The 21,046-nt window shown below is 65.7% G+C and carries 21 protein-coding genes; 18 read left to right on the plus strand and 3 right to left on the minus strand.

Translation table 11 applies throughout. The features are described from left to right. The first annotated feature begins 446 nt into the window (after nt 1-446). The 7 genes from flhF (at nt 447) to QPK29_RS17550 (ending at nt 8,176) form a co-directional block, all read left to right on the plus strand. Nucleotides 447-1,898 carry a flagellar biosynthesis protein FlhF gene (gene flhF / locus QPK29_RS17520; RefSeq protein WP_371770184.1) on the plus strand — a complete coding sequence of 484 codons (1,452 nt, stop codon included), beginning with the start codon at nt 447-449 and terminating at the stop codon, nt 1,896-1,898. Then, nucleotides 1,891-2,706, plus strand: coding sequence for a MinD/ParA family ATP-binding protein (locus tag QPK29_RS17525; protein WP_371770183.1), 816 nt, complete (start codon nt 1,891-1,893; stop codon nt 2,704-2,706). The genes flhF and QPK29_RS17525 overlap by 8 nt, the downstream gene beginning before the upstream one ends. A 30-nt stretch (nt 2,707-2,736) precedes the next feature. Next, nucleotides 2,737-3,456: an RNA polymerase sigma factor FliA gene (locus QPK29_RS17530; protein WP_056136233.1), complete on the plus strand. Its 720-nt coding sequence runs from the start codon at nt 2,737-2,739 to the stop codon at nt 3,454-3,456. Continuing rightward, on the plus strand, nt 3,447-4,190 hold the full coding sequence (locus tag QPK29_RS17535) for a flagellar motor protein (protein WP_056136235.1): 744 nt from the start codon (nt 3,447-3,449) through the stop codon (nt 4,188-4,190). Before QPK29_RS17530 ends, QPK29_RS17535 begins: the two co-directional genes overlap by 10 nt. Before the next feature lie 9 nt (nt 4,191-4,199). Beyond that, nucleotides 4,200-4,934 (plus strand): flagellar motor protein MotD, encoded by a 735-nt coding sequence (gene motD, locus QPK29_RS17540; protein WP_056136237.1) that lies wholly within the window; start codon nt 4,200-4,202, stop codon nt 4,932-4,934. A gap of 59 nt (nt 4,935-4,993) precedes the next feature. Further along, nucleotides 4,994-5,395, plus strand: coding sequence for a hypothetical protein (locus QPK29_RS17545; protein WP_056136239.1), 402 nt, complete (start codon nt 4,994-4,996; stop codon nt 5,393-5,395). Nucleotides 5,396-5,716: 321 nt separating this feature from the next. Continuing rightward, nucleotides 5,717-8,176, plus strand: a complete 2,460-nt coding sequence (locus tag QPK29_RS17550) for a putative bifunctional diguanylate cyclase/phosphodiesterase (protein ID WP_371770182.1) — start codon at nt 5,717-5,719, stop codon at nt 8,174-8,176. Here QPK29_RS17550 and QPK29_RS17555 read toward each other — a convergent pair. The 3 genes from QPK29_RS17555 to flgA all read right to left on the minus strand — a co-directional run bounded on the left by QPK29_RS17555 (nt 8,173) and on the right by flgA (nt 9,795). After that, entirely contained in the window at nt 8,173-8,643 is a 471-nt protein-coding gene (locus QPK29_RS17555) for a flagella synthesis protein FlgN (RefSeq protein ID WP_056136242.1), read from the minus strand. The two genes, QPK29_RS17550 and QPK29_RS17555, sit on opposite strands and share 4 nt — an antisense overlap. A 7-nt stretch (nt 8,644-8,650) precedes the next feature. Then, a complete protein-coding gene (flgM, locus tag QPK29_RS17560; RefSeq protein ID WP_056136244.1) occupies nt 8,651-8,956 on the minus strand; it encodes a flagellar biosynthesis anti-sigma factor FlgM in 306 nt (101 codons plus the stop codon). Nucleotides 8,957-9,093: 137 nt separating this feature from the next. Next, nucleotides 9,094-9,795 (minus strand): flagellar basal body P-ring formation chaperone FlgA, encoded by a 702-nt coding sequence (flgA, locus tag QPK29_RS17565; RefSeq protein ID WP_056136247.1) that lies wholly within the window; start codon nt 9,793-9,795, stop codon nt 9,094-9,096. 164 nt (nt 9,796-9,959) lie between these two features. Between flgA and flgB the strand changes: the two genes are divergently transcribed. The 11 genes from flgB (at nt 9,960) to flgL (ending at nt 20,856) form a co-directional block, all read left to right on the plus strand. Next, on the plus strand, nt 9,960-10,388 hold the full coding sequence (gene flgB, locus QPK29_RS17570; RefSeq protein ID WP_371770181.1) for a flagellar basal body rod protein FlgB: 429 nt from the start codon (nt 9,960-9,962) through the stop codon (nt 10,386-10,388). Nucleotides 10,389-10,390: 2 nt separating this feature from the next. Further along, the gene (flgC, locus tag QPK29_RS17575) at nt 10,391-10,789 is read left to right on the plus strand and encodes a flagellar basal body rod protein FlgC (protein ID WP_371770180.1); all 399 of its coding nucleotides are present in this window, start codon (nt 10,391-10,393) and stop codon (nt 10,787-10,789) included. 28 nt (nt 10,790-10,817) lie between these two features. Further along, nucleotides 10,818-11,525 carry a flagellar hook assembly protein FlgD gene (locus QPK29_RS17580; RefSeq protein ID WP_371770179.1) on the plus strand — a complete coding sequence of 236 codons (708 nt, stop codon included), beginning with the start codon at nt 10,818-10,820 and terminating at the stop codon, nt 11,523-11,525. A gap of 43 nt (nt 11,526-11,568) precedes the next feature. After that, nucleotides 11,569-13,095 carry a flagellar hook protein FlgE gene (locus QPK29_RS17585; protein WP_371770178.1) on the plus strand — a complete coding sequence of 509 codons (1,527 nt, stop codon included), beginning with the start codon at nt 11,569-11,571 and terminating at the stop codon, nt 13,093-13,095. An 83-nt stretch (nt 13,096-13,178) separates the two neighbouring features. Continuing rightward, on the plus strand, nt 13,179-13,919 hold the full coding sequence (flgF, locus tag QPK29_RS17590) for a flagellar basal-body rod protein FlgF (RefSeq protein WP_371770177.1): 741 nt from the start codon (nt 13,179-13,181) through the stop codon (nt 13,917-13,919). A gap of 61 nt (nt 13,920-13,980) precedes the next feature. Continuing rightward, nucleotides 13,981-14,763 carry a flagellar basal-body rod protein FlgG gene (flgG, locus tag QPK29_RS17595; protein ID WP_056136257.1) on the plus strand — a complete coding sequence of 261 codons (783 nt, stop codon included), beginning with the start codon at nt 13,981-13,983 and terminating at the stop codon, nt 14,761-14,763. A gap of 2 nt (nt 14,764-14,765) precedes the next feature. Further along, nucleotides 14,766-15,446, plus strand: a complete 681-nt coding sequence (locus QPK29_RS17600) for a flagellar basal body L-ring protein FlgH (protein ID WP_160410323.1) — start codon at nt 14,766-14,768, stop codon at nt 15,444-15,446. Between the two features lie 57 nt (nt 15,447-15,503). Continuing rightward, nucleotides 15,504-16,610 (plus strand): flagellar basal body P-ring protein FlgI, encoded by a 1,107-nt coding sequence (locus QPK29_RS17605; RefSeq protein ID WP_056136260.1) that lies wholly within the window; start codon nt 15,504-15,506, stop codon nt 16,608-16,610. A 14-nt stretch (nt 16,611-16,624) separates the two neighbouring features. Continuing rightward, nucleotides 16,625-17,584, plus strand: coding sequence for a flagellar assembly peptidoglycan hydrolase FlgJ (gene flgJ, locus QPK29_RS17610; RefSeq protein WP_160410180.1), 960 nt, complete (start codon nt 16,625-16,627; stop codon nt 17,582-17,584). 76 nt (nt 17,585-17,660) lie between these two features. Further along, the gene (gene flgK / locus QPK29_RS17615; protein ID WP_056136264.1) at nt 17,661-19,610 is read left to right on the plus strand and encodes a flagellar hook-associated protein FlgK; all 1,950 of its coding nucleotides are present in this window, start codon (nt 17,661-17,663) and stop codon (nt 19,608-19,610) included. 16 nt (nt 19,611-19,626) lie between these two features. Further along, nucleotides 19,627-20,856, plus strand: coding sequence for a flagellar hook-associated protein FlgL (gene flgL / locus QPK29_RS17620; protein ID WP_371770176.1), 1,230 nt, complete (start codon nt 19,627-19,629; stop codon nt 20,854-20,856). The last annotated feature ends 190 nt before the right edge of the window (nt 20,857-21,046 follow it).

Consider the following 21,046-nt stretch of genomic DNA (forward strand, 5'->3'; position numbering starts at 1 on the left):
CTGTTGGCCTTTCGATGTAAGCCAAGTACACGGTGTTTACGCAGTCTAGCACGACCATAAAATTCGTTGTTACATTTGAACACAATTTGCGATCAAGACACTGATTCGTTCTGTTCTATTACGCTTGTCATGCCAAAGTTGCCACAAATATTAAAAGTTGAACAATTGACTGTTTGAGAATTGTCTCATAGATGACAGAATGTGCCCGTACCGATGATCTTGTTGTTGTGTTCCAATTCTCTCACCATTGTATTTACGTGGCAATTAACTTTTCTGGCGATCAGTGCAGGTGTGTCCGCCGCGCCGCATGAATGAAATAAGCGCCTTTCCCCGTCTTTTTCCCGCGATGGTTTCCTACCGGCATCGTCAATAATCCTCACTGTGAATGGGCGATTGTGCCCGCATGACCGGATAGCGAACCAAGCCAGCAAGAGCGGAGAACAACGATGAACGTGAAGAAATTTACAGCGGCGACTTCCCGAGAAGCCCTGCGCAAAGTGCGCGAGGCCCTGGGACCGGACGCGGTCATCCTGTCGAACCGCCCGGTCGATGGCGTGGTCGAAATCCTGGCACTGGACAACGACGACGTCGCGTCGCTGGCTTCCCCGGCACCGGAATCGGAAATGGCCGCGCCGCGCCCGAACCTGCGCATCCAGGAACCGACGTTCGACGACTTCGAGCCGGCTCCCGCGCCGGCCCCGGCACCGCGTCCGGCAGCCCGCCCGGCACCGCGCGCTTTCCAGGAAGCCCCGGCCGCGCGCCAGCCGATGCATTCGCTGTACGACATGGACGAGCCCGCCGCACCGGCCGTCGCACCGACCTACGCCAACCGCCGCGCCCCGCAAGCGGCGGACGTTCCGGCCTTCGACATGGCCGCGATGACCGCGATGATGTCGGCCGCGATCGCCCAGGCGAAAGAATCCGCCGCCGCCGAAATGCACGGCATGATGAACGAGATCCGCGCCATGCGCGGCATGATGGAATCGCAACTGGCCGAGCTGTCGTGGGGCACCACCCAGCAGCGCGAGCCGCAGAAGGCCGTCGTGCTGCGCGAGATGCTGGCCGCCGGCTTTTCGGCGAGCCTGTCGCGCTACCTGGTCGACAAGCTGCCGGCCGGCAAGGATGCCGCCGAGTCGATGCGTTGGATCAAGACGGTCCTGGCGCGCAACATCACGACGATGGCCGACGAGGATGCGATCCTCGACCGCGGCGGCGTGTTCGCGCTGGTCGGCCCGACCGGCGTCGGCAAGACGACGACGACCGCCAAGCTGGCGGCCCGCTGCGTGATGCGCCATGGTCCGGAAAAGCTGGCGCTGATCACGACGGACGCCTACCGTATCGGCGGCCACGAGCAACTGCGCATCTACGGCAAGATCCTGGGCGTGATGGTGCACTCGGTGAAGGACGAGGCCGACCTCCGCATCGCCCTGAAGGAACTGCGCAACAAGCACACCGTGCTGATCGACACGATCGGCATGTCGCAGCGCGACCAGATGGTGACGGAGCAGGTCGCCATGCTGACGGAGTCGGGCGCCGACGTGAAGCGCCTGCTGTGCCTGAACGCGACGTCGACCAACGAGACGCTGAACGAAGTCGTGCGTGCCTACCAGGGCACGGGCCTCGCGGGCGCCATCATGACCAAGATGGACGAAGCCGCGTCGATCGGCAACGTGCTGGACGTGCTCGTGCGCCAGAAGCTGAACCTGCACTACATCTCCAACGGCCAGCGCGTGCCGGAAGACCTGCACCTGGCCGACCGTGCGATGCTGGTCGACCGCGCCTTCCGCACCAGGCGCGATGCCGCCGCGCAGATCGCCGACGCCGACCTGCCGCTGATGATGGCCGGCCTGGGCAACCTGAATAACGACCGTTCGCTGCGCGAGGTGTACGTTGGCTAGTTTCGACTTCGACCAGGCGGAGGGCCTGCGCCGGATGCTGGCCGGCCCCAAGCCGCGCATCGTGACCTTCCTCTCCGCGACGCCCCAGGACGACAAGGGCGCCATGCTCGTCAACCTGGGCGCCTCGCTGGCCCAGTCCGGCAATGACGTGATGATCGTCGACGCCTGCACGCGCGACTACGGCGTGGCCCAGCGTCTCGGCGTCGACCGCGGCCCGAGCCTGCTGCAGGTCGCGCGCCAGGAATGCGCGCTGAACCAGGTCATCCACCCGGTGCCGCAGGGCTTTTCGGTCGCCACGCTGGCGCGTATGGCACCCGCCAGCGCGGACGAGGCGCGGCGCCTGGCCAAGACGTTCGACGTGCTCGTCAAGCAGGCCGGCAGCATCATCATGGTCGACGGCGAATTTTCGGAATTTTCGGATGGCGGCACGTTCCCCGTGCCGATCATGGCCTCGTCCGAGATCGTCGTGCAGGTGTCGACGAGCGCCGCGTCGATCACGAACGCGTATGCGCTGATCAAGCGTTTGTCGCAGCATCTCGGCCGCCGCCCGTTCGGTATCCTTGTCACGGGCGCTACCGAAGCCGAGGCGAAGGTGGTATACGATAATATGTCATCTGCGGCAACTCGTTACTTGGCGGTAACCCTGACCTCGATGGGCTCCGTACCGGCGGACGAGTACCTGCACCGCGCCGCGCGCCTCGGGCGCGCCGTGGTCGACGCATTCCCGCTGGCCGGCGCTTCGGTGGCGTTCCGCCGCCTGGCCGGGCGCTTTGCGCGCACCGGCATGCAGCAGGGACGGGCCGCCTGAAGCGGTGAAGAATAATTAATTACTGGAACCATGTACACGGTCAAAGGGAAAGCGGACAAAAACTCTCTGCTGACGGAGCACATGCCGTTGGTGAAGCGTCTCGCCCACCAGATGAAGGCCAAGCTCCCGCCGTCCGTCGAAGTCGATGACCTGGTACAGGCCGGCATGATGGGCCTGCTCGATGCGATCAACCGCTACGAGGAGAACCACGGCGCGCAGTTCGAGACCTATGCGGTGCTGCGCATCCGCGGCGCGATGCTGGACGAGCTGCGCAGCAGCGACTGGATGCCGCGCTCCACGCGCGCCAACATGCGCAAGGTCGAGTCGGCCATGGCCACGCTGCAACAACAACTGGGCCGTCCGCCCAGCGAATCGGAGGTCGCGAAGTCGCTCAAGTTGTCGCTGCCCGATTACCAGGATCTGCTGGGCGATTCCGGCGGCCACCAGCTCGTGTACTACGAAGACTTCCATGACGAGGACGGCAGCGAAGGCTTCCTCGACCGCTATGCCGTGGACGACGACGATCCACTGAAGAGCCTGCTCGACACGGACTTCCGCCAGACCGTCATCGACGCCATCGACGCGTTGCCGCCGCGCGAGAAGATGCTGATGGGCCTGTACTACGAAGAAGAACTCAACCTCAAGGAAATCGGCGCCGTGATGGGCGTGTCGGAATCGCGCGTTTCGCAGTTGCACACCCAGGCCGTGGCGCGCCTGCGCACGTATCTGCGGGAGCGCTCGTGGACCTGACCAGCCTGCTCGGTCTCCTGCTGGCATTGGCCGGCATCTTCGTCGGGCACACGCTCGACGGCGGCAAGTTTTCCTCGCTGTTCCAGCCCGCCGCCTTCGCCATCGTCGTCGTCGGCACGTTCGGCGCCGTGCTGCTGCAGACGAAGTCGCAAGCCTTCGTGCGCGGCGTGCGCATGTTGCGCTGGGTGTTCGTCACCCCGCCGGACCGCCGCCATGCGCTGGCCCGCGAAATCCATTTGTGGAGCCTGTCCGCGCGGCGCGACGGCCTGCTGTCGCTCGAGCAGTACATGGCCAAGGCCGATCCGTTCATCCAGAAAGGCCTGCGCCTCGTCGTCGACGGCATCCAGCCCGACAAGCTGCGCAGCCTGATGCACACGGAAATCAACAACTACGAATTCCGCGAACGCCAGGCCGCGCGCATCTGGGAATCGGCGGCCGGCTATGCACCCACCGTCGGCATCCTCGGCGCCGTGCTGGGCTTGATCCACGTGATGGAAAACCTGTCCGACCCGTCCAGGCTGGGCGCCGGCATCGCCGTCGCGTTCGTGTCGACCGTGTACGGCGTGGGTCTCGCGAACCTGTTCTTTTACCCGGTCGGCAACAAGATCAAGGGCATCGTCAGCGAGCGCGTGGCCCAGTACGAAATCCTGGCCGACGTCTTCCACGACATCGCCACCGGCGACTACACGCGCGTGCTCGACGAGCGCGTGGCGTGCCTGCTGTCCGAACACTGATCCGGCACCATGGCGCGCCGCAAGAAGTACGAGCAGGACAACGAGAACCACGAACGCTGGCTGATTTCCTACGCCGACTTCATCACCTTGCTGTTCGCGTTCTTCGTCGTCATGTACGCGGTGTCCGTGGTCAATATCGGCAAGTACACGGTGTTGTCGGAAGCGCTGGGCGACGCGTTCGGCGGCCGCGGCGCGGCGAACAAGTCGAACACGATGGTCGAGGTCGAGGCACTGCCGCTGTCGGCGATCCTCGCCCACAAGCGCGCGGAAGCGGCCAAGCGCGACCGCGAGCGCCTCGAACTGCTGGCGCAAAAACTCGACAGCATCCTCAAACCCCTCGTCAACACCGGCAAGATGCGCGTCACGCAGACGGCGCGCGGCGTCACGCTCGAGATCAATGCGAGTGCCCTGTTCGACGAGGGCGATGCCACCCTGACGCCCACCGCGCAGGAGACGCTGCGCACCGTCGCCGACCTGCTGAAGGCCGATCCGCACGGCATCGAAGTGGAAGGTTTTACGGACAACACGCCGATCGGCAGCCCGGCGTTCGCGTCGAACTGGGAATTGTCGGCCGTGCGCGCCACGACCGTCGTGCGCCTGTTCGCGGCGAACGGCGTCGCCGAGGAGCGCCTGGCCGCCGTCGGACGCGGTGCGAACCGGCCGATCGCCTCGAACGACGACCCCGCCGGGCGCGCGCGCAACCGGCGGGTGGCCGTCACGATCCTGTCCGGCGCCAATTCCTGACGGGGGCGCGTTACAATCGTTCCAACGCGACAGCAATGTCGATCGAAGGAGGAGGGCGGATGAACCTGCACGCAAGCCTGAGCGTCGACGCGCGGCACGACAAGGTATGGATCACCTTCAAGGCGGAAAACCGCGGCGAGCGCCGGGTCTGGCTGCCGCGCGCGCTGACCGATGATCCCCGGCCCGGCGGGCGCGTGTTCGACGTGCGCGTGCATCCCGGCGGCGCGCCCATCGCCTACGTCGGCGCCAATGCCGCGCGCGGCGGCGCCGGCTGGTTCGAACTGCCGCCGCACTCCGCCCACACGCACACGGTCGACATCACGTCCGACTACGCGTTCCGGCCCGGCGATCACACGTATGAACTGCGCTACGCCGGCCTGGCGCTGGCCGACATCCACCATCCCGAAGCGACCACGCCGCTCGTCACCGAACCCGTGCTGTTTCGCCACATCGCGCCTTGACGTCCCTGTACGTTACGGCGCGGCCTGGCCGGCAACTCACCGTATTTATCGCCGCGAGATTGTCCCGTTAGCGTTCAATTTGGTACATTGATGCAACATATTGATCGTTGGCGTAAGTATTGCTCGATCTACATTTATTAAACTGTTATCATATATTGATTCCCTGGATATGAAAGTTTCATTGGGGAATCTTCCTTCCAAGCCGGCGCGGCCTTGCCCGCGGCGTCAAATGCTTCAGCACATGAATATCGAGCACGACAGCCAGGTATCCCGCATGAGCGGACTTCGCACGCACCGCCGGCCAACCGCGGGCAGGGCCGCATGAGGCGGCACGCGCGCAAGATTCCGTCCACGGTACGGCTGTCCATCCTCACCACCTTGCTGGCGCTGTTCATGGCCTGGCTCGCGCTCGGCAACGCGGCGCGGCTGCCGTGGGATCCGCGCTGGTACCTGACGGCGCACACGGCGATGGAAGTGTTTTCCGTCGTCGTGGCGATGCTCGTGTTTGCCACGGGCTGGCACGGCATCGGCCGCGACATGCCGATCCGCGTGGCACTGCTGTCGCCGAGTGCGCTGGCCGTCGGCCTGCTCGACATCGGCCACCTGATGTCGGTCGACGGCATGCCCGGCGTGGCGGGGCCGGGGTCGGTCGGACACGGCATCGAATTCTGGCTGCTCGCGCGCGTCGTCAGTGCCGCGGCGCTGCTCGTCGCCGCGTTCGCGCCGCGCGAGCGCACGGTCGGCCGGCGCGTGCGCGGCTGGGCGCTGCTGGCGGCGCTGGGCATCGTCGCGCTCGGCTTCTGGCTGGCCGTGGCCGATCCGCTGGGGTTGCCGGCTACATACGTGGCGGGGCAGGGGCTGACGACGTTCAAGATCGGTTGCGAGCTGGTGCTGATCGTGCTGAATGCCGTCGCCGCGCTGTTCCTGCTGCGCCGCGCCCTCGTCACTCGCCTGCGCACCGACCGCTACCTGGCCGCCACGGCGGCCGTGATGGCCCTGGGCGGCGTCAGTTTCACGCTGTATGTCCGGCCGGACGACGTCGTGAACTTTGTCGGCCATGTGTACAAGGTGATCGCCTACCTGTGCCTGCACCGCGCGATCTGGGTGGCGGCCGTGCAGGCGCCGTACCTGCGGCTGCAGCGGTCGGAGCGGTCGCTGGCCGAGAGCGAGGCCAGCTTCCGCAGCCTGATGGAATGCGCGCCGGACGCGATCCTGCTCGTCGGGGCGGAAGAGCGCATCACGATGATGAATGCGCGCGCGGAAAGCCTGTTCGGCGTCGCGCGCGAGACGGCCGCCGGCCTGCCGCTGGACGTGCTGGTGCCCGCCGCCGCCGGCGACGCCGAGCTGGACTGCCGCCGCCTGTACGGCGCCGCCTTCCCGGCCGAGGTGCGCCGCGCCGGCATGCCGAGCGGCCAGCAGGTGGCGATCGTGCGCGACTTGTCGGAGCGGCGCCGGCTCGAGCGCGCGCTCGTCGAGCAGCTCACCCACGACGCGCTGACGGGCCTGCCGAACCGCAACCGCATCCTCGAGACGCTGGACGAGGCCATCGCCGCCGCGCGCCAGGACGGACGCACGCTCGCCGTGCTCGTGTTCGACCTGCACGAATTCCGCAAGATCAACAGCGGCTACGGCTATGGCGGCGGCGACGACGTGTTGCGCGAATGCGTCGTGCGCCTGTCCGGCCTGCTGGCCGGCGGCGACATGCTGGCGCGCCAGGGCGGCAACGAATTCATCGTCGTGCAAAAACAGTCGGGCGAGACCGCCGCCGCGGCGCTGGCCGCCCGGCTGCTGGAGTCGATGCGCGAGCCGTTCCTGCTCGACGGCCAGCGCGTGTTCCTGGCCGCCAGCGTCGGCATCGCACTGCCGCCCGCAAACGGCTGCGGCGCGCACGGATTGCTGCAGATGGCGCAGGTGGCGATGGCCGCCGCGCGCGCGGAAGGGCCCGCGCGCTACCGCTTCCACACGGACGCGATGGCGCAGGCGATCCGCGAGCGGGTCGACCTGGAAGCGCTGCTGCGCCATGGCATCGAACGCAACCAGTTCGCGCTGCAGTATCAACCGCGCGTCGACCTGGCCAGCGGCACCGTGATCGGCGTGGAAGCCCTCGTGCGCTGGCGCCATCCCGTACTCGGCCTCGTGCCGCCGGCACGCTTCATTCCGCTCGCCGAGGAGACGGGCCTGATCGACGATCTCGACATGTGGGTGCTGGACGAAGCCTGCGCGCGCGCGGCCACGTGGCGCGCGCAGGGATTGCCGCCGCTGCGCGTGTCCGTCAACCTGTCGGCACGTCAGTTCCAGCAGGCCGGTCTCGCCCAGCGCGTCCAGGCCGCGCTGGAGCGCAGCAGTTTGCCGCCGGCCTGCCTGGAAATCGAGATCACGGAATCCACGGTCATGCGCGACACGGGCGAGGCGACGAGCGTGCTCCGTTCGCTGAAGGCGCTCGGCGTCGCGTTGTCGATCGACGACTTCGGCACCGGCTATTCGTCGCTCAGCTACCTGAAGCGCTTCCCCATCGACGTGCTGAAGATCGACCGCTCGTTCGTCAGCGACGTGACGGCCGACCCGAACGACGCGGCCATCGCGTGTGCCATCATCGCGCTGGCGCATACGCTGAACCTGGAAGCGGTGGCGGAGGGTGTCGAGACGGCCGAGCAGGCGGCGTTCCTGCGCGAGAATGGCTGCGATGAAATCCAGGGCTATTACTTCAGCCCGCCGGTGTGGCCGGAGCAGATCGAGCGGATGTTCGCCGAGAAGACGGCGAACGGCGCGATGGTGAATTAACCGACGACGAACCGCCGCGACGGACCCGTCGACATCGTCTGGCCGGCCGGGCCGTAGACGCCGGCCGCGCCGCCGCCGGGACCGCGCAATTCGCTCAAGGCCGCCTGGGTCTGGCCCAGCTGGCGGTTGACGATCATGCCGTTGACGCGGTTGAGTTCCTTCGCTTCGCGGGTGAGTTCCAGCAGGCGGTTCCACGCGTCGCGATACTCGGCGTTGCCGCCCACGGCCAGCCAGGGCTCCATGCCGGATTCGTCCGCGGGAAAGCCGGCGGCGCCGAGGGCCTTGTGGCGCACGCGCGACAGGGTCGCGGCACGCTGCGCCAACTGCAGCTTGTTGGGGGTGATGGTCGAGAGGCCATCCGCATCCGCACTGATCAGGAACTGTTGCTCGGTTTTCATCAGCTCCACGATGGAACCGATCACTTGCTGTTCGTCGCGCAGGGTTGCGCCAGGGGATGCAATGGCCATTGGTTATCTATTGTTTGCGGGAATGCAGCAGATCGCGCACCGTATCCAACAGGCCGTCCGCCACTTTCTCGGAATTCACATGAAACTGGCCATCCGCGATGGCCGCCTTGATGCGTTCGACCTTTTTGCTGTCGAACACTTGACTGGTGCTGCCGGCCGCGAGGGCCTGGCCTTGCGAGGACAGGCGCACGGTGTCGGTCGCTGCGGGCATGACCGATTTCGCGGCGGCCGCGTCGCTGCTCTTCGCAGTCGTGGCCGGCGTGTTGTTGGCCTGGACGCTCGCGTTGTTCTTGAGTGTATCGTTGATTTTCACAGCATCATCCTTCTCAGGTCGGAGCAGAAAGCCCGGGATCTGCCTCAGTAACGGCGCCCTTGCCAAAAACTTTAGGGGACATCAAAGAAAGTGCGGACGCAAGCCGCACTTTCAACGATCCTGCTCCTTTGCTGCCATCAAAACGCCACTTCGACCATCCCGCCGCTCCGCGCCGTGCCGCTCACGACCGAGCCGGATGGCGTGCGCACCTGCACGATCTGGCCGTCGCTGGCGTTGCCGATGGCCTTGCCTTCGGCTGATACTGAAAATCCATTTCCACTAGTCACCAAGCGTACCGCCTGGCCTTGCTGCACGACGGGCCGGCTGCGCAGCGTGTCCAGGCGTAACGGCGTACCGGCCACCAGCGACACGGTCGGGGTGCGGCCGATCGCCTGGGCCATGTCGGTGATGATGCCGTTCGGCATGGCGGCAATGTCGCCTTTCATCAACACGAGCTGGCTCTGCTCGATCGGCTGGCCCTGGGCCAGCGGCAGTGCGGCGGCCACGTAGTCGGCCTGCACGTTCACCTGCGCCTGCACGAAGAGCGTCCAGTTCGACGGCGCCGTGCAGCGCACGCCCACGGTCGTCTTGCCCCAGGCGCGCGCGCCCGGCTGCAGGAACGCTTCCGGCGCGGGGCAGGCGGCCAGCGCCGTGCGGGCGTCGATCGCGCCCACTTTCACCGTCACGGTGCCGGGCAGGCCGGCCGTCTGCGTCCGCAGGAATTGCTCGACGACGGTGCGCAGGGTGTTGACGTTCTGACGGCCGCCAGCGGGCGTCGTCTGCGCGTGCGCCAGCGCGGCGGCGCCGATGAGCAGGGCGGTAATGAGCGTGCGTTTCATGAATAAGTGAGCGATACGGTTTTTTGCGACGGTGCCATCTTAGGTCCGGCACGCCGCCATCGAATCGCCGAATAGCCGGGTTTTGGGTCGCTTTATTGCCCGATTGGAAGAGTTCGCCGGTCCGTATGATCCATCCTGTCCACCACCCCATGCCTGGAGTAATCATGATCGGCAAACTCGACGAGTACCTGCGTTTCAATGAAACCGCGCTGAGCCTGCGCTCGCAGCGCCAGGAATTGCTCGCCTCGAACATCGCCAACGCGGACACGCCGAACTTCAAGGCGCGCGACATCGATTTCTCCAGCGCGCTGCAGGGTGCGCTGGCCCGCGCGACGAACACGGGGCCGCTGAACACGACGGCCGCCGCCCATTATCCGAACGGCCAGGCGGCCGCCGACGGCAAGACGCTGGGCGACGGCGCCACGCCCGTGCTGTACCGCACGGTGACGCAGGGCGCGGTCGACGGCAACACGGTCGACATGGACACGGAACGCACCCAGTTCGCCGACAACGCGCTGCGCTACGAAGCCGGCATCACGATGCTCAACCAGCAGATCCGCAACATGCTCGCGGCCATCCAGGGAGGCCAGTAATCATGTCCTTGTTTAATGTCTTCAACGTGGCCGGTTCGGCGATGAGCGCCCAGGCCCAGCGCCTGAACACGACGGCCAGCAATCTCGCCAACGCCGACAGCGCGACGAGCGCCACGGGCGAAGCCTACCGCGCCAAGCAGGTCGTGTTCGAGGCCGTCCCGATGGACAGCGGCACGGGCGTCAAGGTGCGCGAAGTGGTCGAGGATGCCTCGCCCCTGAAGCAGGTGTACGACCCCAAGAATCCCCTCGCCGACGACAAGGGCTATGTGGCCATGCCCAACGTGAACGTGGTCGACGAGATGGTCAACATGCTGTCGGCGTCGCGCTCGTACCAGACGAACGTCGAGACCATGAACGCGGCCAAGACCATGCTGCTCAAGACACTGACCATCGGCCAGTAATCCGATCCACTCTTTCTGACACGCTCCCATGGCGACCGTAACCGATACCACCAGCACCCCCATCACCGACCTGATGTCGACGATGAACGCGAAGAAGCCGACCAGCACGGACGGCGTCTCCGCCGACACCGACAAGTTCATGACCCTGCTGGTGACCCAGCTGCAGAACCAGGATCCGCTGAACCCGATGGACAACGCCCAGATGACGAGCCAGCTCGCGCAGCTGCAGACCGTGACGGGCGTGAACAAGCTGAACACGACGCTGGAATCGCTGCAGTCCAGCTACAAGAGCTCGGAAGCGATGCAGGCGACGGGGCTGATCGGCCGCGGCGTGCTCGTCGAAGGCAGCGGTGTCACGCTGTCGAGCGGCAAGGCGATCCTGGGTGCCGAACTGGCCACCGATGCCGACAATGTCAAGATCGTCATCAGCGATGCCAAGGGCAACGAAGTGGACACGATCGACATGGGCGCGCAGAAGGCCGGCGTCATGCCGCTCGCGTGGGACGGCGTGCCCGATCCGAAAAAGCTGGACAGCAACGGCAAGCCGGTCACGCTGGCCGATGGCAATTACACGTTCAAGGTCGTGGCGACGCGCGGCGGCGCCGACCTGACCGACGCGAAAGGCCTGTCTTTCGACAGCGTCGCCAGCGTCACCACCAACAGCGCCGATGGCGTCAAGCTGAACCTGTCCGGCAAGGGCGCGCTCACGCTGGCCGACATCAAGCAAGTCCTCTAAGCGCGGTCGGTACCGCGAAACGAACGAATAACAGGAGCACAACATGTCCTTCCAACAAGGCCTGAGCGGCTTGAACGGCGCAGCGAAATCGCTGGACGTCATCGGCAACAACATCGCCAACTCGAGCACCGTCGGCTTCAAGGGCTCGAACACGCAATTCGCGGACGTCTACGCCCGCTCGCTGAACGGCGCGGGCGCGACCCAGGCCGGTATCGGCGTGAGCGTGGCGGCCATCGCCCAGCAGTTCACCCAGGGTAATATCGAGACGACGGCCAACCCGCTCGACATCGCCATCAACGGCGCCGGTTTCTTCCGCACCGAGATTTCCGGCACCGTCCAGTACACCCGCAACGGCCAGTTCTCGCTGGACAAGAACGGCTACATCGTCACGCCGCAGGGCGCCAACGTGACGGGCTACGGCGTCAGCCCGAACGGCCAGATCCTGGCCAGCACGCCGGCCCCGCTGAAGATCAGCACGGCCGACATGAAGCCGGTCGCGACCACCAAGGTCGATACGTCGATCAACCTGGACTCGCGCGAGACCGCCCCGACCAACTTCCCGTTCAACGCCAACGACGCGACCACGTACAACAAGCAGGTGCCGGTCAGCGTGTACGACACCCTGGGCAACGAGCACACGATGTCGATGTTCTACGTGAAGACGGGTTCCGGCACCTGGGACGTGTATGCCGGCGCCGACGGCACCGAGCTCACCAACGTCAACGTGGCCAAGGCCGCCACGGGCAACGCGGCGGCGCAGACGGCGCGCGACGCGTGGACCGCGGCCACGAAGGCATCGCCGCAGGATCCGGCCGCCATCGCCGCCGCGCTGGCCGGCTATGCCGCCGCCGCGTCCGCGGCCGTCAGCGGTGCCGCGGGCACGGCCGGTGCCACCGCGGCCACCGTCACCGCCATCCAGACCGCCGCCACCGACGCGGGCAACACGGCCGGCTACACGCCTGACCAGGTCGACAAGGACATCGCCGCCGCCGTGTCCGTGCCGTCGGTCCCGATCGGCACGCTGAAGTTCGACTCGAATGGCGCGCTGTCGGCCGCCCTGATGTCGCCGCAGACGCTGCCGCTGGCCGTGACCTTCCCGGTCTATCCGGCGACGGGCGCCAAGGAAACCCTGTCGATCAAGCTCGGCTTCAACGGCAGCACCCAGTACGGCTCCGACACCAGCGAAAAACTGACCACGCAGGACGGCTACAAGCCGGGCCACCTGCAGCGCTTCTCGGCCGCCGCCGACGGCACCTTGCTGGGCCAGTACAGCAACGGCCAGACCAAGGCGCTGGGCCAGGTCGTCCTCGCGAATTTCACGAACGCGGGCGGCCTGGAGCCGATCGGCAACAATTCGTGGGCCGAAACGTCGGCTTCGGGGACGCCGCTGCTGGGCACCGCGGGCACGGGCGGCTTCGGCGTGCTGCAATCGTCGGCGACGGAAGCCTCGAACGTGGACCTGACGGCCGAACTGGTCAACATGATCACGGCCCAGCGCGTCTACCAGGCCAATGCCCAGACGATCAAGACGCAGGACTCGGTGCTGCAGACGCTGGTGAACCTGCGCTAAGGATAGAGCTCAAAACCGGGGTCAGAGCCCGGTTTTAGGAAATTGCCAAAAATCGGGGTCTGACCCCGGTAAGGATAGGTATCATGGACCGCCTGATCTACACCGCCGCCTCCGGCGCCAAGCACATCCTGGAACAGCAGGCCACGACGTCGAACAACCTGGCCAACCTGTCCACGACGGGCTTCCGCGCCCAGCTCGATACGTTCCGCGCCGTGCCCGTCGTCAGCGAAGGCTTGCCCACGCGCGCGTTCGTCGTCGACAACACGGTCGGCGCGGATTTCACGGCGGGTCCGCTGCAGGTGACGGGACGCGATCTCGACGTGGCCATCAAGGGCCAGGGCTGGATCGCCGTGCAGATGCAGGACGGCACCGAAGCCTATACGCGCAACGGCTCGCTGCAGGTCAGCCCCAACGGCATCCTGCAGACGGCGAACGGCCAGACGGTGATGGGCGAGGGCGGTCCGATCGCGATTCCACCGAACACGACAGTCTCCATCGGCAAGGACGGCTCGATCGCGTCGCTGACGACGGACACCGTGCCGGCCACGTCCACCATCGTCGGCCGTCTGAAACTCGTCAATCCGGACCAGAAACAGCTCGTGCGCGGCGACGACGGCTTGTTCCGCCAGCAGGACGGCACCCCGGCCCAGGCCGACGCGGCCGTGACGGTGACGAGCGGCGCGCTGGAGGGCAGTAACGTCTCCGCCGTCGACTCGATGGTGAACATGATCTCTTTGGCACGTTCTCTCGAGACACAAATGAGCCTGTTGAAGAACGCGGAGAATAACGCGGCGAAAGCGACGCAGATCCTCGCTTTGACTTGATTTCTTCTGGGACATAATTTCATGGTGGGTGACGGGTTTGCCGTCGCCAAAGGAGAACACCATGATCCGTTCGCTCTACATCGCGAAAACTGGCCTGGAAGCGCAGCAGACCAACCTCGACGTCGTCACCAACAACCTCGCCAACGTCAGCACGAACGGCTTCAAGAAGTCGCGTGCCGTGTTCGAGGATTTGTTGTATCAAAACGTGCGCCAGCCCGGCGCGCAATCCTCGCAGCAGACGCAGCTGCCGTCCGGCCTGCAGATCGGTACCGGTGTGCGCGCCGTCGCCACCGAGCGCATCCACACGCAGGGCAATCCCCAGCAGACCGGCAACTCGAAGGACGTGATGATCAACGGCTCGGGCTTCTTCCAGGTCCTGATGCCGGACGGTACCACGGCCTACACCCGCGACGGCTCGTTCCAGACCGATAACAACGGCCAGCTCGTCACCTCCAGCGGCTACGTGTTGCAGCCGCCCATCACCGTGCCCAGCAACGCGCTGACGATGACCGTCGGCCGCGACGGCACCGTGTCCGTCACGACGCCGGGCACCGTGGCGCCCACGCAGATCGGCTCGATCCAGGTGGCGAACTTCGTCAACCCGGCCGGCCTGGAATCGCTGGGCGAGAACTTGTATGCCGAGACCGGCTCGTCCGGCACCGCGCAGGCCGGCACCCCGGGCACGAACGGCGCCGGCGTGCTGATGCAGGGCTATGTCGAAACGTCCAACGTGAACGTCGTCGAAGAGATGGTCAACATGATCCAGACGCAGCGCGCGTACGAGATCAACAGCAAGGCCATCACCACGTCCGACCAGATGCTGGCAAAGATTTCCCAGTTATGAAAATGGTTAAAAATTGGATCCCCGCCTTCGCGGGGACGACGACCGCCGCCGTGGCGACGATCGCCATGGCGCTCGTCGGTTGCGCAGCCACCCCGACGTCGATCGTCAAGGGCCCGACGTCGGTGCGCCCGATGCTGGCCGATGGCGGCACGCCGACGGAAGGCGCGATCTACAACGCCAATACCTTCCGTCCGATGTTCGAAGACCGCCGCGCGCGCCACATCGGCGACGTGCTCACGGTCGCTATCGTCGAGAAGACGGCCGCCAACAAGAGCGGCGCGAGCACCGGCAACAAGTCGGGCAGCGCCGAGCTCAACGTGCCGGGTCCGCTGCAGGGCCGCCTGGGCGGCAACCTCGCCACGAGCAGCGGCATCAAGTATGCCGACGGCGACACCCAGACCGCGTCGAACGCCTTCACGGGCACGATCGGCGTGACGGTGTCCGAAGTCCTGCCGAACGGTAACCTGATCGTGGTGGGCGAGAAGCAGATCGCCATGAACAAGGGCGTCGAATTCATCCGCTTCTCGGGCATGGTGAATCCGGATTCGATCCAGGCCGGCAATATCGTGCAGTCGACCCTGGTCGCCGACGCCCGCGTCGAATACCGCACCAACAGCCAGATCGACCGCGCCGAGATGACGTCGATGATGTCGCGCTTTTTCCAGTCGTTGCTGCCATTTTAACTATTCGGGGTCAGAGCCCGGTTTACACGGGTGGGCTCTGACCCCGACTGACTAAATATGAACTTCAAAATCATCGCCCTCTGCGCCGCACTGCTTGGTCCCCTGATGGCCACCACCGCCCACGCCGAGCGCCTCAAGGATCTCGCCAGCATCGGCGGCGTGCGCCAGAACCAGTTGTCCGGCTACGGCCTCGTCGTCGGTCTCGACGGCACCGGCGACCAGACGACGCAGACCCCGTTCACCGTGCAGTCGATCACGGCGATGCTGCAGCAGAAGGGCATCAGCCTGCCGCCCGGCACCCAGCTGCAGCTGAAGAACGTGGCGGCCGTGATGGTCACCGCCTCGCTGCCCGCGTTCGCGCAGCCGGGCCAGACGATCGACGTGACCGTCTCGTCGATGGGTAACGCGAAGAGCCTGCGCGGCGGCACGCTCCTCATGACCCCGCTGCAGGGCGCGGACGGCCAGGTGTACGGCATGGCCCAGGGCAACGTGCTCGTCGGCGGCGCGGGTGCGTCGGGCGGCGGTGCGCAGGTGCAGGTCAATCAACTGGCCGTCGGCCGTATCTCGGGCGGTGCCACGGTCGAGCGCGCCGTCGCGTCGAACCTCGGTGCCGACAACCAGGTCAAGCTGGAACTGAACACGACGGACTTCGCCACCGCGAGCCGCGTCGTGGAAGCGATCAACGACAAGTTCGGCCCGGGCATCGCCACGGCGCTGGACGGCCGCGTGATCCGCGTGCGCGTGCCGTCGTCGAGCGACCAGCGCGTGACCTTCCTCGGCATACTGGAAGGCATGGACGTCAAGCCGGCCGAAGCGGCCGCCAAGATCATCGTCAACGCGCGCACGGGTTCCGTCGTCATGAACCGCTCCGTCACGCTGGACCCGTGCGCGATTTCGCACGGTAACCTGTCCGTCAGCATCGGCGCGGATACGCAGGTGAGCCAGCCGAACCCGGGTTCGCTGGGCCGCACCGTCGTCACGCAGACGCCGCAGGTGTCCGTCAAGAAGGACGCCGGCAAGGTCATCATGCTGAACGGCGGCGCGTCGCTGGCCGAAGTCGTCAAGGCGATGAACGCCATCGGCGCCACGCCGCAAGACCTGCTCGCGATCCTGCAGGCGCTCAAGGCGGCCGGTTCGCTGCGCGCCGAACTCGAAATCATCTGACCAGCGAGGCCATCATGCTCGGCTCCACTTCCGACCTGTCCAGTAAATTTGCGCTCGACGCCAACAGCCTCGGCGACCTCAAGCAGTCGGCGAAAGCCGGCTCGCCGGAAGCGCTGAAGGGGGCCGCCACGCAGTTCGAATCCATGTTCGTCAACATGATGATGAAGAGCATGCGTGACGCGACACCTCAGGACGGCATGACCGACAGCCAGGAAACGAAGACGTTCACCGGCATGCTGGACCAGCAGATGAGCCAGAAGATGGCCAAGCGCGGCATCGGCCTGGCCGACGTGCTCGTGCGCCAGCTGACCGTGCAGCAGAAGGGCCAGCAGCTGATGCAGGACATGAACAAGCAGGCGCTGGGCATCGGCGGCGGACAACAGGGCGGTGCCGCCGGCGGCGCCGCCGCCCTGCGCATGCAGGCCGATCCGGATACGATGCCGACCGACGGCGTGGCCAAGACGGGCGCGGCCGGCGTGACGGGCGCCGCGCGCGGCACGGACAACGCCAACAAGCCGGCGCACGTGCGCGCGTTCCAAGAAAAACTGGCCGACGCCGCCGAGGAAGCGGAACAGGCGACGGGCGTGCCCGCGAAATTCATGATGGGCCAGGCCGCGCTCGAAACGGGCTGGGGCCGCCGCGTGATCCGCAATGCGGACGGCACCTCGAGCAACAACCTGTTCGGCATCAAGGCCGGCCCGGGCTGGAAGGGCAAGGTGGCGACGGCCGTCACGACCGAATACATCAACGGCAAGCCGCACACGCGCGTGGAAAAATTCCGCGCCTACGATTCGCATGCGGACGCGTTCAAGGATTACGCCCGCTTGCTGAGCAATAACCCGCGCTACGAAAAAGTGCTGGCGCACGGCGGCGACGCGGCCGCGTTCGCGCACGGCCTGCAACGCGCCGGCTATGCGACCGATCCGCAATACGCGGCCAAGCTGTCGCGCATCATCAAGCACTCGCTGGCGTGATGGGGTGATGAGAAAAGAACAAGAATAAAGTTTTGGCGGAACTTGCCGTCAATGACATAGCAGAAAGAAAACCACCATGTCCCTCCTCAGCATCGGCAAAACCGGTTTGTACGCCGCCCAGGCAGGCCTGGCGACGACCGGCAACAACATCACCAACGCCAACGTGGCCGGCTACAGCCGCCAGGTGGTGGTGCAGGCGACCGCGATCTCGATGGGGGGCTCCAACGGTTACATCGGCACCGGCACGCAGGTCGCCCAGGTCAAGCGCTATTCGGACGATTTCCTCAACGCCCAGGTGCGCACGGCCCAGGCGGCGAGCAGCGGGCTGGACGCCTACCAGGCCCAGGTGCAGCAGATCGACAACCTGCTGGCCGACACGACGTCCGGCCTGTCGCCGGCGCTGCAGGACTTCTTTTCGGCCGTGCAGAACCTCACGGGCGACGGCGCGGGCGTGTCGTCGCGCGGCTCGTTCATGACGTCGGCCGACACGCTGGCCGCCCGCTTCCAGAGCATGACCGGCCGCCTCGACGAGATCCGCAAGGGCGTCAACACCCAGCTGACCGCGAGCGTCACGACGATCAACACGTACGCCAAGCAGATCGCCCAGCTGAACGACAAGATCGGCCAGCTGACGGAGGCCGGCGGCCTGAACCCGCCGAACGACCTGCTGGACAAGCGCGACCAGCTGATCATGGACCTGAACAAGCAGGTCAAGGCCACCGTCGTGCCGGGCGATAACTATAGCCTGACCGTGTCGATCGGCAACGGCCAGCCGCTCGTCGTCGGCGTGAACGCCTTCGAGCTGGCGGCCATGAACTCGCCGACCGACCAGACGCGCGTGACGATCGGTTACGTCACCCACGGCAAGACCATGCCGATGGCCGAGAGCGCGCTCACGGGTGGCGAACTGGGCTCCGTGCTGCAGTTCCGCAGCCAGTCGCTGGACCTGGCGCAGAACTCGCTGGGCCGCGTCGCGATCGCGGTGGCCACGACGATGAACGACCAGAACAAGCTGGGCCTGGACGGCAACGGCAAGCCGGGCGGCGACATCTTCACCATCGCGCCGGCCGATGTGACCAAGAACATCAACAACAACAATACAAGCACGACGGCCATCAAGGCGACGGTCGTCGACGCCACGCAACTCACGACGAGCAACTACAAGGTCGATTACGACGGCACGAACTACAACGTGTATCGCCTGTCGGACAACAAGAAGACGGTGATCTCGCCGTACCCGCAGACCCAGCCGCAGGTCATCGACGGCCTCGCGTTCGACATCCAGGGCGCTGCCGATTCGGGCGACAACTTCCTCGTGCGCCCGACGCAGAACGGCGCCGCCAACTTCAAGCTGGCGCTGACGGACGGCGCGCAGATCGCGGCCGCCGCGCCGATCGCCACGAGCGTCCCGCTGACCAACAGCGGCACGGGCAAGATCAGCGCGGGTTCGGTCGACAAGAACTACCTGGGCTCGCCGCTGACCAGCAGCGTCACGCTCGCCTTCGACAAGACGACGGGCACGCTGTCCGGCTTCCCGGCGGGGCAAGGCGTCAGCATGACGCTGAACGGCACCACGACGACCTATCCCGCCGGTACCAATCCGCCCTTCAAGGACGGCGCCAGCTACGCGGTGGCCGGCATGAGTTTCACCATGAACGGTGCGCCGGGCAATGGCGACACCTTCACCATCGCGCCGAACACGGGCCTGGGCGACACGCGCAATGCCGGCCTGATGGGCGACCTGCAAGGGAAGAACATCCTCGACGGCGGCAAGGCCACGTACCAGTCGGCCTATGCCACGCTGGTGTCCACGATCGGCAACAAGACGCGCGAAGTGCAGGCCAATGCGGAAGCCGCGGCGGCCCAGCTGACACAGGCGGAAGCTGCCGCCAACAACGTTTCCGGCGTCAATCTCGACGAAGAGGCCGCCAACCTGCTCAAGTACCAGCAGGCTTACCAGGCGTCGGGCAAGGTGATGCAGATCGCCGACACGATCTTCAACGCGCTGTTGCAGATCGGCCATTGATTAACGGAGCCACGCCATGACCTTACGCATCAGCACCAACGCGATCTACCAGGCCGGCACCACGCAGATCAACACGCTGCAGAGCCAGATGGCCAAGACGCAGATGCAGCTGTCGACCAACAAGCGCATGCTGACGGCCGCCGACGATCCGATCGGCTCGGCCAAGGCGCTCGAACTGACGCAGTCGCAATCGATGAACACGCAGTTCGGCACCAACCGCACGAACGCGAAGTCGTCGCTGTCGCTGGTCGACAAGACGCTCACCGACGTCTCGAACCAGATCCAGGACATCCAGACGCTGATCGTCACCGCCGGCAACGGGGGCTACACGCAGAGCGACCGCGAGGCGCTGGCCATCGAACTGGAAGGGCGCATGGCCGACCTGCTCGGCTCGGCCAACACGACGGACGGCACGGGCACCTATCTGTTCTCCGGCTACAAGACGACCACGCAACCGTTCACGCAGACCCCGGCCGGCGCGACTTACCAGGGTGACCAGGGCCAGCGCATGCTGCAGGTGGGGTCGGCGCGCAAGATGGCGATCAGCGAAAGCGGCAGCGCCATCTTCGAAGCGAACGTCACCGGCAACGGCACTTTCGTCACGCAGGCCGCCGGCACGAACACGGGCGCGGGCATCATCTCCCCGGGCGCCGTGACGGACGCGACCAAGCTGACGGGCCACGATTACGCGATCGCCTTCCAGGTCGCGGGCACGCCGGCCGTGACGACGTACACGGTGACGGACAACTCGACGTCGCCGGCGAGCGCCGTGCTGAGCAACCAGCCCTACACGGCGGGCGCGGCGATCGCCTTCGACGGCATGTCGTTCGACATCAAGGGCGCGCCGGCCAACGGCGACCAGTTCAGCGTGCAGCCGAGCCAGAAGCAGTCGGTGTTCACGTCGATCACGAATTTGATCCAGACGCTGCGCAGCCCGTCCAACGGCTCGGACGGCAAGGCTGCGCTGGCGAACAACCTGAACACGGCCAGCCTGAACATGAAGAACGCACTGGACAACGTGCTGACCGTGCAAGCCTCGGTGGGCGCGCGCCTGAAGGAAGTCGACTCGCTGGACAGCACGGGTGACGACCTCAACATCCAGTACCAGACCACGCTGAGCGACCTGCAGGACCTGGACATGGTCAAGGCGGTGTCGCTGTACACCCAGCAGCAGCAGACGCTGCAGGCGGCCCAGGTGTCGTTCAAGACAATGTCAGGCCTGTCTCTCTTCAACTACATCTCGTAAATTTCCCCGATTCGGGGTCAGAGCCCGTTTTTTGGAAACTTCGGGGTCAGAGCACATTTTTGGGTAAGTGCTCGTCGTCACCACAGACGTCGTGCGGGACCGCTTTCTTCGGAATGTTGTAAGCCGATGACGGATTGAACGCGAAGCCACGAATGCAAATAGCTTCGGAACCATTGCACAGAAAAGTGCT

This window comes from Massilia orientalis (assembly GCF_030411975.2).
GTDB classification, from domain to species: Bacteria; Pseudomonadota; Gammaproteobacteria; order Burkholderiales; family Burkholderiaceae_D; genus Telluria; species Telluria orientalis.

Excerpts from the sequence above, each read along its gene's own strand:
- QPK29_RS17580 (WP_371770179.1), top strand. The coding sequence starts at position 10,818 with ATGGCGACCGTAACCGATACCACCAGCACCCCCATCACCGACCTGATG.
- flhF (WP_371770184.1), top strand. The coding sequence starts at position 447 with ATGAACGTGAAGAAATTTACAGCGGCGACTTCCCGAGAAGCCCTGCGC.
- flgB (WP_371770181.1), top strand. The coding sequence starts at position 9,960 with ATGATCGGCAAACTCGACGAGTACCTGCGTTTCAATGAAACCGCGCTG.
- flgL (WP_371770176.1), top strand. The coding sequence starts at position 19,627 with ATGACCTTACGCATCAGCACCAACGCGATCTACCAGGCCGGCACCACG.
- QPK29_RS17530 (WP_056136233.1), top strand. The coding sequence starts at position 2,737 with ATGTACACGGTCAAAGGGAAAGCGGACAAAAACTCTCTGCTGACGGAG.
- QPK29_RS17600 (WP_160410323.1), top strand. The coding sequence starts at position 14,766 with ATGGTTAAAAATTGGATCCCCGCCTTCGCGGGGACGACGACCGCCGCC.
- flgJ (WP_160410180.1), top strand. The coding sequence starts at position 16,625 with ATGCTCGGCTCCACTTCCGACCTGTCCAGTAAATTTGCGCTCGACGCC.
- QPK29_RS17555 (WP_056136242.1), bottom strand. The coding sequence starts at position 8,643 with ATGGCCATTGCATCCCCTGGCGCAACCCTGCGCGACGAACAGCAAGTG.
- flgK (WP_056136264.1), top strand. The coding sequence starts at position 17,661 with ATGTCCCTCCTCAGCATCGGCAAAACCGGTTTGTACGCCGCCCAGGCA.
- QPK29_RS17550 (WP_371770182.1), top strand. The coding sequence starts at position 5,717 with ATGAGGCGGCACGCGCGCAAGATTCCGTCCACGGTACGGCTGTCCATC.
- flgF (WP_371770177.1), top strand. The coding sequence starts at position 13,179 with ATGGACCGCCTGATCTACACCGCCGCCTCCGGCGCCAAGCACATCCTG.
- flgC (WP_371770180.1), top strand. The coding sequence starts at position 10,391 with ATGTCCTTGTTTAATGTCTTCAACGTGGCCGGTTCGGCGATGAGCGCC.
- QPK29_RS17585 (WP_371770178.1), top strand. The coding sequence starts at position 11,569 with ATGTCCTTCCAACAAGGCCTGAGCGGCTTGAACGGCGCAGCGAAATCG.
- flgG (WP_056136257.1), top strand. The coding sequence starts at position 13,981 with ATGATCCGTTCGCTCTACATCGCGAAAACTGGCCTGGAAGCGCAGCAG.
- QPK29_RS17545 (WP_056136239.1), top strand. The coding sequence starts at position 4,994 with ATGAACCTGCACGCAAGCCTGAGCGTCGACGCGCGGCACGACAAGGTA.
- motD (WP_056136237.1), top strand. The coding sequence starts at position 4,200 with ATGGCGCGCCGCAAGAAGTACGAGCAGGACAACGAGAACCACGAACGC.
- flgA (WP_056136247.1), bottom strand. The coding sequence starts at position 9,795 with ATGAAACGCACGCTCATTACCGCCCTGCTCATCGGCGCCGCCGCGCTG.
- QPK29_RS17605 (WP_056136260.1), top strand. The coding sequence starts at position 15,504 with ATGAACTTCAAAATCATCGCCCTCTGCGCCGCACTGCTTGGTCCCCTG.